This is a genomic window from Desulfovibrio legallii (assembly GCF_004309735.1).
In the GTDB taxonomy this organism is placed as follows: Bacteria; Desulfobacterota; Desulfovibrionia; order Desulfovibrionales; family Desulfovibrionaceae; genus Desulfovibrio; species Desulfovibrio legallii.
Map to the genome: position 1 here is coordinate 78,045 of NZ_SIXC01000009.1, position 14,005 is coordinate 92,049.

Here is a 14,005-nt window from a genome sequence, read left to right on the forward strand (position 1 = left end):
CCGTCACGGCGGGGAGCTCTTCCTCCCGCCCGCACCATGCGGACCGGACTTTTTTCATGGCTCATTCATTTGGGAGCGTGTGCATGCCCGCCTGCATCATCAAACGTGACGGCACGGAAGTGCCGTTTGATTCGGTCAAAATTCTTAACGCCATTACCAAAGCCAACAAGGCCGTGGGCGGGGAGGACATGTCCCCCACGGACCTGCTTTTCGTGACGGAAAAGGTCTGCAAAAAACTGGAAGACCGCGACCTCAAACATGTGGAAGAAATCCAGGACGTGGTGGAAGAAAGCCTCATTCAGTACGACTACGCCAAAACCGCCAAGGCCTACATCCTCTACCGCGCCGAGCATACGAAAATCCGCAATGCGGAAACGTATCTCATGGACATCTATAAAAAGCTGACCTATTCCCCGGCCCTCAAAGAGGACATCAAGCGCGAAAACGCCAATATCGACGGCGACACGGCCATGGGCACCATGCTCAAGTACGGCTCCGAGGGCTCCAAATTCTTTATCGACAACTACATCCTGCCCAAGGACGCCTCGGCCGCCCACATCAACGGCGATATCCACATCCATGACAAAGATTTTTACATGCTCACGGAAACGTGCTGCCAGATAGACCTCATCCCCCTGTTCAAAAACGGCTTTTCCACAGGGCACGGCTACCTGCGCGAGCCCAATTCCATTGAAAGCTACTCAGCCCTGGCCTGCATCGCCATCCAGGCCAACCAGAACGAAATGCACGGCGGCCAGAGCGTGCCCCACTTCGACTTTGCCATGGCTGGCGGCATTATCAAAACCTTTCGCAAGGAATACAGCCGCGCCCTGCGCGCCTATGTGCGCATTGCCGCCGGGCTGGACGCCGAAGCGGCCCGCGAGCTGGTGGAGACCCTCCAGACCGGGCTGGGCGAAGGCCCCCGCATGGGCTCCATTGAGGACTACGGCCGCCGCATGGCCGCGGCTGCGCCGGACCAGGCCGAAATGCTGGCCAAGGCCCACGCCTACGCCGCACAAGAGGCCCTGCGCTATACCGACCGCCGCACCTACCAGGCCATGGAAGCCCTCATCCACAACCTCAACACCATGAACTCCCGCGCCGGCGCGCAGGTGCCCTTCAGTTCCATCAACTACGGCACCGACGTTTCCGCCGAAGGCCGCATGACCACCAGAAACCTGCTGCTGGCCACCAAGGCGGGCCTCGGCAACGGCGAAACCTCCATCTTCCCCGTGCAGATCTTCAAGGTCAAGGAAGGCGTCAACTATAATCCGCAAGACCCCAACTACGATCTTTTCAAGCTGGCCATGGAGGTTTCCGCCCTGCGACTCTTCCCCAACTTCAGTTTTCTGGACGCGCCCTACAACCTGCAGTACTACAAAGCGGGCGACTACAACACCGAAGTAGCCTACATGGGCTGCCGCACCCGCGTGCTCGGCAACGTGCACGACAAAAATCGCCAGACCACCTGCGGCCGCGGCAACCTCAGCTTCACTTCCGTCAACCTGCCCCGTCTGGGCCTCGAAGCCCACGGCGATGTGGACCGCTTCTTCGCCCTGCTGGATGACAAAATCGACCTGGTCTTCCGCCAACTGCTGCACCGCTTCAAAATCCAGTGCGCCAAAAAAGTCCGCAACTACCCCTTCCTCATGGGCGAAGGCATCTGGATCGATTCGGACAAACTGGACTGGGACGACAGCATCGGCGAAGTGCTTAAGCACGGCACCCTCACCATCGGCTTTATCGGCCTGGCCGAAACCCTCAAGGCCCTCATGGGCGTGCACCACGGCGAAAGCGAAGACGCCCAGGCCCTGGGCCTCAAAATCATCGGCCGCATGCGTCAGCGCTGCGACCAGGAGTCGGAAAAAACCGGCCTCAACTTCACCCTCATCGCCACCCCGGCCGAAAGCCTCAGCGGCCGCTTCGTGGCCCTGGACAAAGCCCGCTACGGCAGCATCCCCGGCATTACAGACAGGGACTACTACACCAATTCCTTCCATGTACCCGTGTACTTCCCCATCAAGGCCTTCAAAAAAATCCAGATTGAAGCCCCTTACCATGCCATGACCAACGCCGGCCACATCACTTATGTGGAACTGGACGGCGACACCTGCAAAAACCCCGAAGCCTTTGAAAGCATCATTCGCTACATGCACGACCAGGGCGTGGGCTACGGCTCCATCAACCACCCCCTGGACCGCGACCCCGTCTGCGGCTACGTGGGCGTCATCAACGATTGCTGCCCCCGTTGCGGCCGCAAAGAAGGCGAGGGCGTAAGCCTTGATAAGCTCAACCAACTGCGCAGAAAATACCCGCACATGCCCCATTGGGACTGATGCGGCCGTCCCCTCCGGGCAGGGCCCAGGGGACGCACATACCCTACCCTCACCCTTAGTGCAGACCAAGGAGAATACATATGCTGATGAAATCGCGCTTGTTCGAGGAAGTAAAACCCGCCCAGAAACTCGTGGGCCAGGGCCTGGGCTTTGAACGCACCCGCCGCATCACCGGTTACCTCGTGGGCACCCTCGACCGCTTCAACAACGCCAAACGCGCCGAAGAACGCGACCGTGTCAAGCATGCCTGAACCACACGCAGCGCAGCCCCTACGCCTCTCCGGCATTGTGGAGGAATCCATAGTGGACGGGCCGGGGCTGCGCTATGTGCTCTTTACCCAGGGGTGCCCGCACCATTGCAAAGGCTGCCATAACCCCCAGACCCACAGCTTTGAGGGCGGCTTCCTCTTCACCGCCGAAGCCGCCCTCGACCAGATGGGCCAAAACCCCCTACTGGCCGGCGTCACCCTCTCCGGCGGCGAACCCTTCTGCCAGGCCAACGCCCTCTGCCCCGTGGCCGCCGGCGCCCACGCCCTGGGCAAATCCGTGGTCACCTTCACGGGCTACACCTTTGAAGAACTCCACCGCCGCGCCGCCGCCGACCCCTGGACGGCCCGCCTCCTGGACCTCACCGACCTGCTCATCGACGGCCCCTATGTGGAAGAACTGCGCGACCTGGAACTCCAGTTCCGCGGCAGCTCCAACCAACGCCTCCTGGACCACGCCGCCCGCGCCCGCCTGGCGGCGAAGCTGTAAGGGGGAAATTTGGATTTTGTGGGGGGAAGGGAACTTTTGTGAACAAAAGTTCCCTTCCCCCCACGCCCCCCATCCTTCAAAAAACTTTTCTCCTCAGCGCTGCAGGCATCCCCCTGAACGGAAAACAGCAAGAGCGCGATGGGGATTGCTGGACCGCGCCCTTCTTGCAGGGGCGTTCCTGCCCCGACCAAGAGAAGTCCGGCGCATAACCTGAAGGAAGAAAAAAGGGGAATCACGAGATGCATTTTATTCCCTGGCAAGGAAAAAGTCTGTGCCGGGGCGGGGATAGTACGCTTTTGGTACAGACCCGGTCCGGCGCGGGCTCTTGCGCCGCCAGGGGGCAAAAGACGCTGCCAACCCGGCGCGGGGATAGTACGCTTTTGGTACAGACCCGGTCCGGCGCAGGCTCTTGACGCCRCCAGGGGGCAAAAGACGCTGCCAACCCGGCGCGGGGCGGACTTTGTTCCCTGGCAAGAAAAAAGTCTGCGCCGGGGCGGGGATAGTACGCTTTTGGTACAGACCCGGTCCGGCGCAGGCTCTTGACGCCGCCAGGGGGCAAAAGACGCCCCGCGCCGACCATCTAAAAAAAATCTTGAATATAACCCCAAGCTGGGCCAATATGCCGCCAATGCGGTTCGAACTCTTTGTAGCCCTGCGCTACCTCTTTTCCAGGCGCAAGCAAACCTTCATCTCGGTCATCTCGGTCATGTCCATTTTGGGCGTGGCGCTGGGGGTGGGCGCGCTGGTGGTGGTGTTGGGCGTGTACAACGGCCTGACCACGGACATGCGCGACAAAATTTTGGGGGCCAATGCGCACGCCATTGTGCTTTCCTATGTGCCTTCGGCCTTTGAAAACGCTCCGGATCTGCTGCAGCGCGTGCGCGCCGTAGAGGGCGTTACCGGGGCCACGCCTTTTATTTATACGGAGGTCATGCTTTCCGGCGCGGGGGGGGTCAAGGGCATTGTGCTGCGCGGCATAGACCCGCAGAGCGCGCCTTCGGTGCTCTCCATGCTGCGGCAGATGCGCGCGGGCTCGGTGGACAATCTGCAGAAAAAGGACGACGCGCCCGGCATTATTGTGGGGGATGAGCTGGCCAAACGCCTGGGCCTGGGCCTGGGCAGCCGGGTCAACCTGCTTTCCCCTTCGGGGCAGAAGACGGCTTCGGGCTATGCCCCGCGCATCCGGCCATTTGCCGTGGCGGGCATTTTCAAAACCGGCATGTTTGAGTACGATTCCTCCTTGGCCTTTGTAAGCCTGGCGGCCGCACGTGACGTGCTGGGCCTGCCCGAAGGCTACCTTTCCGGAGTGGAGATCACTGTAGCCGACCTTTTTGCAGCGGACAAAACCGCCGCCCGCATCGGCACGGAGCTGGGCTCGCCCTTCTACGCCCGTTCCTGGATGGAAATGAACGCCAACCTTTTTGCGGCGCTCAAGCTGGAAAAAATCGGCATGTTCATCCTTCTGGCTATGGTGGTGCTCATCGGCTCCTTCTCCATTGTCACGACCCTGGTCATGCTGGTTATGGAAAAAACGCGGGACATTGCCATAATGATGTCCATGGGGGCCACACGGGGCATGATCCGGCGCATCTTCATGCTGCAGGGCAGCATCATCGGCGTCATCGGCACATTGCTGGGTTACGCCATGGGCCTGAGCCTGGGTTGGCTGCTCAAGCGCTACCAATTCATCAAACTGCCGGAAAATGTCTACACCCTGGACCACCTGCCCATCAGCATCAGTCTCACGGACGTGCTCATTATCGGCGCAAGCGCCATGCTGCTCTGTTTTCTGGCCACCCTCTACCCGGCCCGCCAGGCTGCCCGCCTGGAACCGGCCGAAGCCTTGCGGTACGAATAGCATGGGCGCTCTCTACACTTTTTCACACGTGGGCAAAACCTTTGCCGCGCCCGGCGGCTCTCTGGAAATTCTCAAAGATATCAGCCTGACGGTAGAAGAAGGCTCCACCATGGCCATTGTGGGGGCTTCCGGTTCGGGCAAGAGCACCCTGCTGCACCTCATGGGGGCCCTTGATTCTCCCACGACGGGTGCGGTATGCTTTGACGGTGCGGACATGGCCCACATGAGCCCGGACCAGAAGGCGGCCTTCCGCAATCGGACGTTGGGCTTTGTGTTTCAATTTCACCACCTGCTGCCGGAATTTTCGGCACTGGAAAACGTCGCCATGCCGGCCATCATCGGCGGCCGGTCGCGGGGCGAAGTGCTGCCCCAGGCCCGCGCCATGCTGGAACGTGTGGGGCTGGCCGAGCGCCAGGAAAGCAAAATCGCCACCCTCTCCGGCGGCGAACGTCAGCGCGTGGCTCTGGCCCGCGCTGTGCTGCTGCGCCCGCGCGTACTTTTGGCCGACGAACCCACCGGCAACCTGGACGAAACCACCGGGGCGCAGGTGGGCTCCCTTATGAACGAACTCAACCGCGAACTGGGCATGACCCTGGTGGTGGTGACCCACAATCGGGAACTGGCCGCGGGTATGGGCAGAATCCTGGAACTGAAAGCGGGGAATCTGTATGAAAAAACGTTTGCCTGAGCTTCTTGCCGTCTCCTGCCTCGCTTTACTGGCTTGGACGGTGCTTGCGCCCCATGCGGCCAGGGCGGCAGAGCCGCCCTTGGTACTGGTGCTGCCCTTCCAGGTCAATGCCGGGCCGGACATGCCCGACGCCGCTGACCATGTACCCCAGGCCATTGCCACCCAGATGGAACAGCACGGCATGAAGGTGGTGCCCCTGGCCGCCGCCGCACAGCTGCAACGCAAGAACGGCGAGACCATTGACCTGGCCGCGGCCCGCGCCCTGGGGCGCGAGGCCGGGGCCACGCTGGTGGTCTATGGCAATTTCAATCAGCTGGGCAACGGCTTCAGTATGGACACGCGCCTGGTGCCCCTTAACGGCGCGGCCGTGCCCGCGGCTTTTGAGCGCAACAGCCTGCTGGCCCTGGACGAGTGTGCGGCTACTCTGGCCACGCGCGCGGCCCAGCTTACCGGGGCGGGCGCATCTGCAGCGCCAACCGCGACAGCCGCGCCCGCAGACGGTGGCCCGGACCTGGTGCCCATGAGCACGCCGGCTGCGGCCAAGGGCGGCATTGCCGACGTGCAGGTGCGCGGCATGAACGTTATGGACCCGGACACGGTGCTCATGCGCCTGACTATCCGCAAGGGCGACACCCCGGACGCCAACGCCATCAACGAAGAAGTGAAGCGTATCTGGGATATGGGCTACTTCAGCGACGTACAGGCTGCCATGGAAGGCAACGTGCTGGTCTTTACGGTGGTGGAAAAGCCGCGCATTGACAACATCCAGGTGGAAGGCTCCAAGGATATTGACAAAGACGACGTGCTGGCCGCCATGGGCACCAAACCCGGCAGCGTGCTCAACGAGCAGGTGCTTTCCGACGACTTGCAGAAGGTTACGGAGCTCTACCGCAAGGAAGGCTACTACCTCGCCAAGGTCAACTACCGGCTGGAGGACCGCCAAGGCGGCCGTGGGGCGGTGCTTATCCTCACCGTGGAAGAAGGCCACAAGCTCTACATCAAAGAAGTGAAAATCGACGGTCTGGAAAAGCTGGACCGCGGCGATCTGGACAAATACATGGCCCTGAAGCCGCGGGGCATTTTTTCCTGGCTTACGGGCACCGGCGTACTCAAAGAAGAGTACCTGGAACGCGATACCAACGCCATTGCAGCTTATGGCCTTAACGAAGGTTATATCGATATCCAGGTGGGCGCGCCCACAGTGGAATACAAGGACGACGGCATCCACATCACCTTCACGGTGCATGAAGGACCGCGCTACACAGTCCGGAATGTGGTTTTTGCGGGCGACGTCATCGACAGCGAGGACAAGATGCTTCAGGTCGTCAAAATGGACGACTGGAAGAAGTCCAACAAGTATTTCTCGCTGACGGTCATGCAGGAGGACTCCAAACGCCTTACGGACTACTATGCCGATTACGGTTACGCCTTCGCCGAGGTGGATACCCGCCTCATCAAGGCCGATGACGGCAGCGATCAAGTGGACGTGGGGTATGTGGTCAACAAAAAACAGAAAGTCTTCATCCGTCGCGTCATGGTGGAAGGCAACACCAAAACCCGCGACAACGTCATCCTGCGTGAAATGCGCCTGGGCGACGGCGATATGTATGAAGGCGCCAAACTGCGCCGCTCCAACGAGCGCCTGAACCGCCTGCGTTACTTCTCCGCCGTGGATATGGACCTCATCCCCACCGAAAAAGAAGATGAGGTGGACCTCAAGGTGCGCGTTAAAGAAAGCAACACCGGGGCCATCATGGGCGGTATCGGCTATTCCAGCTACTATGACGTGGGCGTGTCCGCCTCCATCATGGAGCGCAACCTCTTTGGCCGCGGCTACCTGCTGCAGCTGCAGGGCTTCTTCTCCTGGCGGCGCACTTCGGGCGTGCTTTCCTTTACCAACCCGCGCCTCTATGACACGGACCTTTCCGTGGGCAACGACCTCTACTACACCCACGACTACTGGGACGATTTCACCAAGGACACCATCGGCGATACGATCCGTCTGGCCTACCCCATCGGCGAATACACCTCTGTGGGCCTGTCCTACCGTCTGGAGCGCTACGAACTCTATGACGTGGACGACAACGCCTCACCGTACATCAGCGACTACAAGGGCATTAACTGGACCAGCGCCGTTTCCGGCCGCATCCTGCGCGACACCACGGATAACAAGGAACGCCCCACCAAGGGCACCATTGCCCGGCTTTGGGCCGAATACGGCGGCGGCGGCCTGGGCGGCACGGACAACTTTGTCAAGGCCGTGGCCGACTGGCAGGGCTTCTGGTCCTTTAACCCGCAGAACACCGTGCATGTGCGCGGCCGCCTGGGCGGCGTCTTCCAGAACACCAACGACAAGGTGCCTGTATTTGAACGCTTCTGGGTCGGCGGTATGGATACCATCCGCGGTTATTCCTACTCCGACATTTCGCCCCGCGACTACAAATACCAGGGCGAACAGATCGGCGGCGACCGCATGGGCGTGGCCAACGTGGAATACATCTGGACCTTCCAGAAAGATCTGGGCCTGGCTCTGGTGCCCTTCTTCGACGCGGGCTTCAATATCGACAGCAAGACCATGGGCAACGACCTGGACAAGTACTTTGTCTGCTCCACGGGCCTGGAGCTGCGCTGGCGTTCACCCATGGGTGACCTGCGCATAGCCTACGGCGTCCCCCTGGTGCAGGATTATGACAAGGAAATGGAATCGGGGCGCTTTGAATTCAGCATGGGCCAGTTCTTTTAAAAAAAGGTTATGGCACGCTCGGTTCAGGGCCTTGCAAAATTGCAAGGCCCTGAACCGGCCTGACGCCTGCTGACGACAAACGGCGCGGATCATACGATCCGCGCCGTTCTTTTTGTTCCGCCCAGGTGCGCCGTCACAGGCTGCGGCCCGTCACTCCGGGCTCGTCCCGTTCAAAACACGCCCATCACTCAGGGCACCCCCGGCGTGGGCTGCAGAAAAAAGTTTTTTGCAAGGGCGGAGGCATGGGGGAGGAGAAACTTTTGTTCACAAAAATTTCCCCTCCCCCATATTCTCATTTCCCCGCCTACCGTCTAATACGTTGTGGCGGCGGCGCGTTCCAGACGGGCGAGGGTTTCGTCCCGGCCCAAAAACGCCATGATTTCATTGAGGTGTGAGCCGCCCATAAAACCCATGAGGGCCGTGCGCAAAGGCGGCGCCACGGCTTTGAATTTGAGGCCGTTGTCAGCCACATAGGCGTTGAGGGCGGCCTCAAGGTTTTCAGCGGAAAAGGGTTGGCAGGCAGCAAAGATGGGGGCCAGGGCACGCAAATGAACCCTGCCGGCTTCGATCAGGTGTTTGGCGGCGTCCTTTTCCACGTATTCCAGCTCTGCCGCGGGCAACAGCAGGGGGCGGAAGCTCTGGGCCAGGGTTTTAAGGTTGTTGGCCCGTTCGCGGAACATGAGGCAGAGGGGTTCCAGACGCTCCTGAGGCAGGTCGCCCAGGCCGGTTTCGGCCACAAAGGGGGCGGTAAGGCGAGCCAGCTCATCCAGGGGCATGGTGCGCATGAAATGGGCATTGCACCATTCGAGCTTGGCGGGGTCAAAGGCGGCGGCGGCGGGGTTAAGATTGGAGCCGTCGAAATAGGCAATGAGTTCTTCTTTAGAGAAGAGCTCCTGATCGCCGTGGGACCAGCCCAGGCGCACCAGGTAGTTAACCAGGGCCTGGGGCAGCAGGCCGTCCTGTTTGTACTCGATGACGGCGCGCGCGCCGTGGCGTTTGGAGAGCTTCTGACGGTCGGGGCCAAGAATCATGGGCACATGGCCGAAGCGCGGCACGGGCAGGCCCAGGGCTTCGTAGATGAGGATCTGGCGAGGGGTGTTGGAGACGTGATCGTCGCCGCGAATGACGTGGGTGATGCCCATGCTGTGATCGTCCACCACCACGGCCATGTTGTAGGTGGGCATGCCGTCCGCACGGCGAATGACCATGTCGTCCAGCTCGCTCACGTCTACAGCTATACGGCCTTTGACCATATCGTCAAAGACCACTTTGCCGCTGAGGGGCGTTTTAAGGCGCACGCAGCGGCCTTCGCCGGGGCCCAGGTCGCGGGTGCGGCAACGGCCGTTGTAGCGCGGCTTGCGGCCGGCCTGGCGGGCTTCTTCGCGCATGGCCTCCACTTCTTCGGGCGTGCAAGAGCACCAGTAGGCGTGGCCGGCTTGCAGCAGCTTGTCCACATAACTGTTGTAGAGCTCGGTGCGGTTGGTCTGGTAAACGGGCTCGCCGTCCCAGTCCAGGCCCAGCCAGCGCATGGAGGCCAGGATGGAGTCGGTGTATTCCTGCTTGGAGCGGAGGAGGTCCGTATCCTCTATGCGCAGGTGAAAGCGGCCATTGAAATGACGGGCCAGCAGCCAGCAGAAAATGGCTGTGCGCGCGCCGCCGATGTGCAGATGTCCCGTAGGGCTGGGGGCGAATCGGGTTACCACTTGGGTCATGACGTTATCCTTGCTGAAGAATGGACAGGTTCACCGTTACAACGACGCTCAGCAACGGCGGCGCGCCGCGCAAGCGGCGGTCGCAGCCTGACGCAACCGCGCGACGGCGTAAGAAATATTTTCTGAAGGGCGGTCTTCGGCCCGGACAGGCGAAGTAGGCACAGGCCGCCGCCTGTGTCAAGCATGGTCGCCTGTGCCCCGCCCAAGTGCGGCGCTGCTTGCCCCCGAAGCCGCACCGGAACCTGAGTTTGAAGCTGGGGCTGCGCTCCTTCCCGAAGCTGCGGCCAAACCCGCACGCGGGGTGGGCGGCATAATGCGGGCCAGGGCACGGGTCAGATCGTCCACCTTGAGGGGCTTGGTCAGGTGGGCGTTCATGCCGGCCTCGCGGCTGCGCTCGGCGTCACCGCGCATGGCGTAGGCCGTCAAGGCCACAATAGGCACCTCCAGAGCGCGGGGCAGGCCGCTTTCACGGATGCGCCTGGTGGCCGTGTAGCCGTCCATGGTGGGCATTTGCACGTCCATAAGGATGGCGTCGATCTCCGCGTGCCGGGCCTGCCAAAGATCAAGGGCCTCCTGGCCGTTGACTGCGGCGAGGCAGGTGACGCCCATGCCCGAGAGCAGCACTTCCAGGATCTCGCGGTTGATGTCGCCGTCCTCGGCCACCAGCACGCAACGTCCGTGCAGACGGGCGGCGTTGGCGGCAGTGTCGCCCGCATCACCTGCGGCCGCGGCCCGCGCCAAGTCGTCCGCGCATGGGGCAAAGGGCAGCTCCACCCGAAACACGCTGCCTTTGCCCGGTTCGCTCTGCACGCTGATGGCCCCGCCCATGAGGTCAGTAAGTCGGCGGCAGAGGGCCAGACCCAGGCCCGTGCCGCCAAAGCGGCGGGTAATAGAGGTATCCGCCTGCATAAAGGGCGTAAAAATGCGGGAGAGCTCTTCCCGGCTCATGCCGATGCCCTCGTCGCTGATGGAACAGCGTATCCACACCTGACCGCCCTGGCGGCGCAAAAAGTCCAGAGAAATACAGACCCGGCCTTTTTGAGAAAATTTGACGGCATTGCCGCCCAGGTTGAGCAGAATCTGTCTGAGGCGCAGGGCATCGCCGGTGAGAAAGGCAGGCAGACGCGGGTCCATATGGCTTTCCAGGCTGACATGATTGGAGGCCCGCGGCCGCAGCAGCACCATAACGGCCTCCAGCTCCTGCGCAGGGCAAAAAGGCTGCTGCTCCAGCTCCAGCCGGTCGGCTTCTATTTTGGAAAAATCCAGCAAATCGTTAACAATCTGCAGCAATGAATCGCAGGTGCCGTAAATTTTTTCCACATAATCGCGCTGCTGGGGGGTAAGGTCTGTATTGAGCACCAGGTGGGCCATGCCCATAATGCCGTTCATGGGGGTACGGATCTCGTGGCTCATGTTGGCGAGAAAGATACTTTTGGCGGCATTGGCGGCCTCGGCGCTTTCCTTGGCCTCGCGCAGCACGCGCTCGTTCTGGCGCTGTTCGGTTTCGTCGCTCACATAGCCGGTGACGCGGGCTCCCCCCTTGCCGCCGGTCACTTCATAGACCAGGGCGCACCAGCGCAGGCCCCGGCGGGGATGCACCACGCGCAGCTGCAGGTGGATCTGTCGGCCGGGCAGCCAGTTGTCGGGGTTGCAGAGGACGCGCCAATCGGCCCTGTCTTCGGGCAGGATGCGTTCGGTAATGGTGGCCAGGCGCTCTTCTGGCCCGGCGCCTTCGTGCAGGCCGAACTGTTCGTAAAAAACGTCGTTACCCGTGCAGTCCACCTGCCCGTGGACGCTGCGCATTTCAAAAACGCCCAGCCAGCCCAGCCGACAGGCCAGAGAAAGGCGCAGCAGGCTCTCGCGCAGGGCCTGGTGGGCGGAGTGCAGCTCGCTCATATCCTGGTGGTAGCCGGTGACGCGCACCAGGGGATCGTCGTCGGCAGAAACGCGCCGCCCGCCGCAACGCACGTGCACCACGCCCCAGCGGGGGTGGTTGTAGGGGTAACGCACTTCGTGCATGCGGCTGTCACGCCTCAGGTCGGTCAGGGTGGCTTCCACCGAGGCGCGGTAGCGGCTGTCCACCCGCTCCAGCCAGAAGCGGGCGCAGGCTTCGGGCGTCATGCCCGCGTCCGCACCCAGCAATCGGCAGGTAACGCCATCAGCGCGCAGGCGCAAAACGCCCGTACGGGTATCAAGCTCAATGATCCACAGCCCCACATTGGCAGCCGTAAGAGCCTCCCGCATCCAGGCGCTGTCCTCTTGCCATTCCTGCCCGCCGTTTTCGGCCATCCGTTATACTCCTCAGGGTGGAAATGGTACTATATCGATTTTGTTTCCGCAGCACAATCGGTGCGAGGCCGCGGACGTTATCATATATTCACTGTTTTGACGCCCGGTTGCCACGCCCGCCCCTGCCCTGCCCTTGCGTTGAGGGGCCGGGAGTGCTAGGCAGGACTGGCAAAAATGGAGAGAAAAAATATGCACGCAGCTTCAGTTGTGATCAAGTATGGCGGGCACGCCATGACCCAGCCGGACCTACAGGCGGCCTTTGCCGCCGACCTTGCCCAACTTGCCGCCCAGGGCATGGACTTTGCGCTGGTGCACGGGGGCGGGCCGCAGATTTCGGCCCTGCTGGACCGCCTGCACATTGCAAGCCGCTTTGTAGACGGCCTGCGCGTTACGGACGCCGCCACCCTGGAAGTGGTGGAAATGGTCCTCTGCGGCCAGGTAAACAAGGCTGTGGTCAGCGAACTGGCAGGGCACGGCGTGCGCGCCGTGGGCATTTCCGGCAGGGACGGCGGGCTGTTGCGGGCGCGGGTACAAAGGCCGGAGCTGGGCATGGTGGGCACGGTGGAAGGGGTGGACCCTGCCCTGGTGCGTTGCCTGCTGGCGGCGGGCTTTGTGCCGGTGGTGGCGCCCCTGGCCAACAGCCCCGAGGGGCAGGCCCTGAACATCAACGCCGACACGGCCGCCGGGGCTCTGGCGGGCGCTCTCAAGGCGGAGTATTTTGTACTGGTTTCGGACGTGCCCGGAGTGCTGGACGCCCAGGGCCGGCTTATCCCCAGCCTGAACCGGCAGGAGATTGCAGCCCTGCAGCGCGAAGGCGTCATCAGCGGAGGCATGATCCCCAAGGTGCTGGCCTGCCTGGACGCCCTGGACGCGGGCTGCCAGCGCGCGCTTATCCTTGACGGCCGCGCGCCCTCCAGCCTGCGGCGCTACCTGCTGGACGACGCGCCCCTGGGGACAGTGGTAGCCTAGGGGCAGTTTCCAAGTGCGGCTGTTTCGGCGGGACTTCAGCGGCCGCGCCGCACCCACCAGGCTTCGTCCACCCCGCCGTGCCACCAACGGTTGTGGTCCGCGCGCAGCACGGCTTCCGCCAGTTGTCTGGCCGACGGGGTGTGCAGCCGCTGCACAGCGCTTTTGAGCCAGTCCGCCGCAAAGGCATTGCCCTTATCGAGCTCTTCTTTCAGGCTGCAGATAAGGTCCAGCTGGTCCGCATCGTGAGCCAGGGCGGCTTCGGGGCTTTGGCGGGCCTCCAGCTCGTCCCAGAGGGGCAGCAGGGCGTCTTCCAGGCCTGTGCCCGCCAGGCAGTCCTCCAGAGCGCGGCGCGGCTCCAGGCGGGCATAGCGGTGGTTCACATAGTTGAGGTCGCCCGTGCGGGCCTCGTGCAAATCGTGAAACAGGCAGAGCAGGGTCACCCGAGCGGGGTCGGCCCCGGCCAGACGCGCCAGCACATAGCCCAAGGCGCTGACCCTGTAGGAATGCTCCGCCACGCTCTCGCCGCCGCTGCCCAGGAAAGCAAAACCCGAACGCGGCGTTCGCCGCAACATGCCCAGCTCGTGACAAAAATCCGCCAACCGATCCCAGCGGGCCCCCTCCGGATCCGGCGGGGAGTTTTTTTCTTCGCTCATG

General features: G+C 62.2%; 10 protein-coding genes. 7 read left to right on the forward strand and 3 right to left on the reverse strand.

What is annotated here, in order from left to right; translation table 11 throughout:
• The first annotated feature begins 56 nt into the window (after positions 1 to 56).
• From EB812_RS08480 to bamA, 6 genes are all read left to right on the forward strand, one after another.
• On the forward strand, positions 57 to 2,336 hold the full coding sequence (locus tag EB812_RS08480) for an anaerobic ribonucleoside triphosphate reductase (protein ID WP_242621249.1): 2,280 nt from the start codon (positions 57 to 59) through the stop codon (positions 2,334 to 2,336).
• Between the two features lie 80 nt (positions 2,337 to 2,416).
• Positions 2,417 to 2,587 carry an anaerobic ribonucleoside-triphosphate reductase gene (gene nrdD / locus EB812_RS08485; protein ID WP_118230048.1) on the forward strand — a complete coding sequence of 57 codons (171 nt, stop codon included), beginning with the start codon at positions 2,417 to 2,419 and terminating at the stop codon, positions 2,585 to 2,587.
• Positions 2,580 to 3,092 (forward strand): anaerobic ribonucleoside-triphosphate reductase activating protein, encoded by a 513-nt coding sequence (gene nrdG, locus EB812_RS08490; RefSeq protein WP_118230047.1) that lies wholly within the window; start codon positions 2,580 to 2,582, stop codon positions 3,090 to 3,092. The genes nrdD and nrdG overlap by 8 nt, the downstream gene beginning before the upstream one ends.
• Before the next feature lie 628 nt (positions 3,093 to 3,720).
• On the forward strand, positions 3,721 to 4,950 hold the full coding sequence (locus EB812_RS08495) for a lipoprotein-releasing ABC transporter permease subunit (RefSeq protein ID WP_165450925.1): 1,230 nt from the start codon (positions 3,721 to 3,723) through the stop codon (positions 4,948 to 4,950).
• 1 nt (position 4,951) lies between these two features.
• Positions 4,952 to 5,638, forward strand: coding sequence for an ABC transporter ATP-binding protein (locus EB812_RS08500; protein ID WP_118230491.1), 687 nt, complete (start codon positions 4,952 to 4,954; stop codon positions 5,636 to 5,638).
• On the forward strand, positions 5,619 to 8,381 hold the full coding sequence (bamA, locus tag EB812_RS08505) for an outer membrane protein assembly factor BamA (protein WP_118230492.1): 2,763 nt from the start codon (positions 5,619 to 5,621) through the stop codon (positions 8,379 to 8,381). The genes EB812_RS08500 and bamA overlap by 20 nt, the downstream gene beginning before the upstream one ends.
• 311 nt (positions 8,382 to 8,692) lie before the next feature.
• Here bamA and gltX read toward each other — a convergent pair whose 3' ends face one another.
• Complete coding sequence (gene gltX / locus EB812_RS08510; protein ID WP_130958079.1) at positions 8,693 to 10,093, reverse strand: glutamate--tRNA ligase; 1,401 nt, start codon at positions 10,091 to 10,093, stop codon at positions 8,693 to 8,695.
• 177 nt (positions 10,094 to 10,270) lie between these two features.
• The gene (locus EB812_RS08515; protein WP_130958080.1) at positions 10,271 to 12,382 is read right to left on the reverse strand and encodes an ATP-binding protein; all 2,112 of its coding nucleotides are present in this window, start codon (positions 12,380 to 12,382) and stop codon (positions 10,271 to 10,273) included.
• Positions 12,383 to 12,571: 189 nt separating this feature from the next.
• Between EB812_RS08515 and argB the strand changes: the two genes are divergently transcribed.
• Positions 12,572 to 13,351, forward strand: coding sequence for an acetylglutamate kinase (argB, locus tag EB812_RS08520; protein ID WP_118230518.1), 780 nt, complete (start codon positions 12,572 to 12,574; stop codon positions 13,349 to 13,351).
• 35 nt (positions 13,352 to 13,386) lie between these two features.
• On the opposite strand, the gene EB812_RS08525 is transcribed toward argB, so the two are convergent.
• A complete protein-coding gene (locus tag EB812_RS08525) occupies positions 13,387 to 14,004 on the reverse strand; it encodes an HD domain-containing protein (RefSeq protein WP_242621250.1) in 618 nt (205 codons plus the stop codon).
• Position 14,005 lies beyond the last annotated feature (1 nt).

Coding starts and splice junctions, on each gene's coding strand:
- EB812_RS08480 (WP_242621249.1), top strand. CDS start 57: ATGGCTCATTCATTTGGGAGCGTGTGCATGCCCGCCTGCATCATCAAA.
- nrdD (WP_118230048.1), top strand. CDS start 2,417: ATGCTGATGAAATCGCGCTTGTTCGAGGAAGTAAAACCCGCCCAGAAA.
- nrdG (WP_118230047.1), top strand. CDS start 2,580: ATGCCTGAACCACACGCAGCGCAGCCCCTACGCCTCTCCGGCATTGTG.
- EB812_RS08495 (WP_165450925.1), top strand. CDS start 3,721: ATGCGGTTCGAACTCTTTGTAGCCCTGCGCTACCTCTTTTCCAGGCGC.
- EB812_RS08500 (WP_118230491.1), top strand. CDS start 4,952: ATGGGCGCTCTCTACACTTTTTCACACGTGGGCAAAACCTTTGCCGCG.
- bamA (WP_118230492.1), top strand. CDS start 5,619: ATGAAAAAACGTTTGCCTGAGCTTCTTGCCGTCTCCTGCCTCGCTTTA.
- gltX (WP_130958079.1), bottom strand. CDS start 10,093: ATGACCCAAGTGGTAACCCGATTCGCCCCCAGCCCTACGGGACATCTG.
- EB812_RS08515 (WP_130958080.1), bottom strand. CDS start 12,382: ATGGCCGAAAACGGCGGGCAGGAATGGCAAGAGGACAGCGCCTGGATG.
- argB (WP_118230518.1), top strand. CDS start 12,572: ATGCACGCAGCTTCAGTTGTGATCAAGTATGGCGGGCACGCCATGACC.
- EB812_RS08525 (WP_242621250.1), bottom strand. CDS start 14,004: ATGAGCGAAGAAAAAAACTCCCCGCCGGATCCGGAGGGGGCCCGCTGG.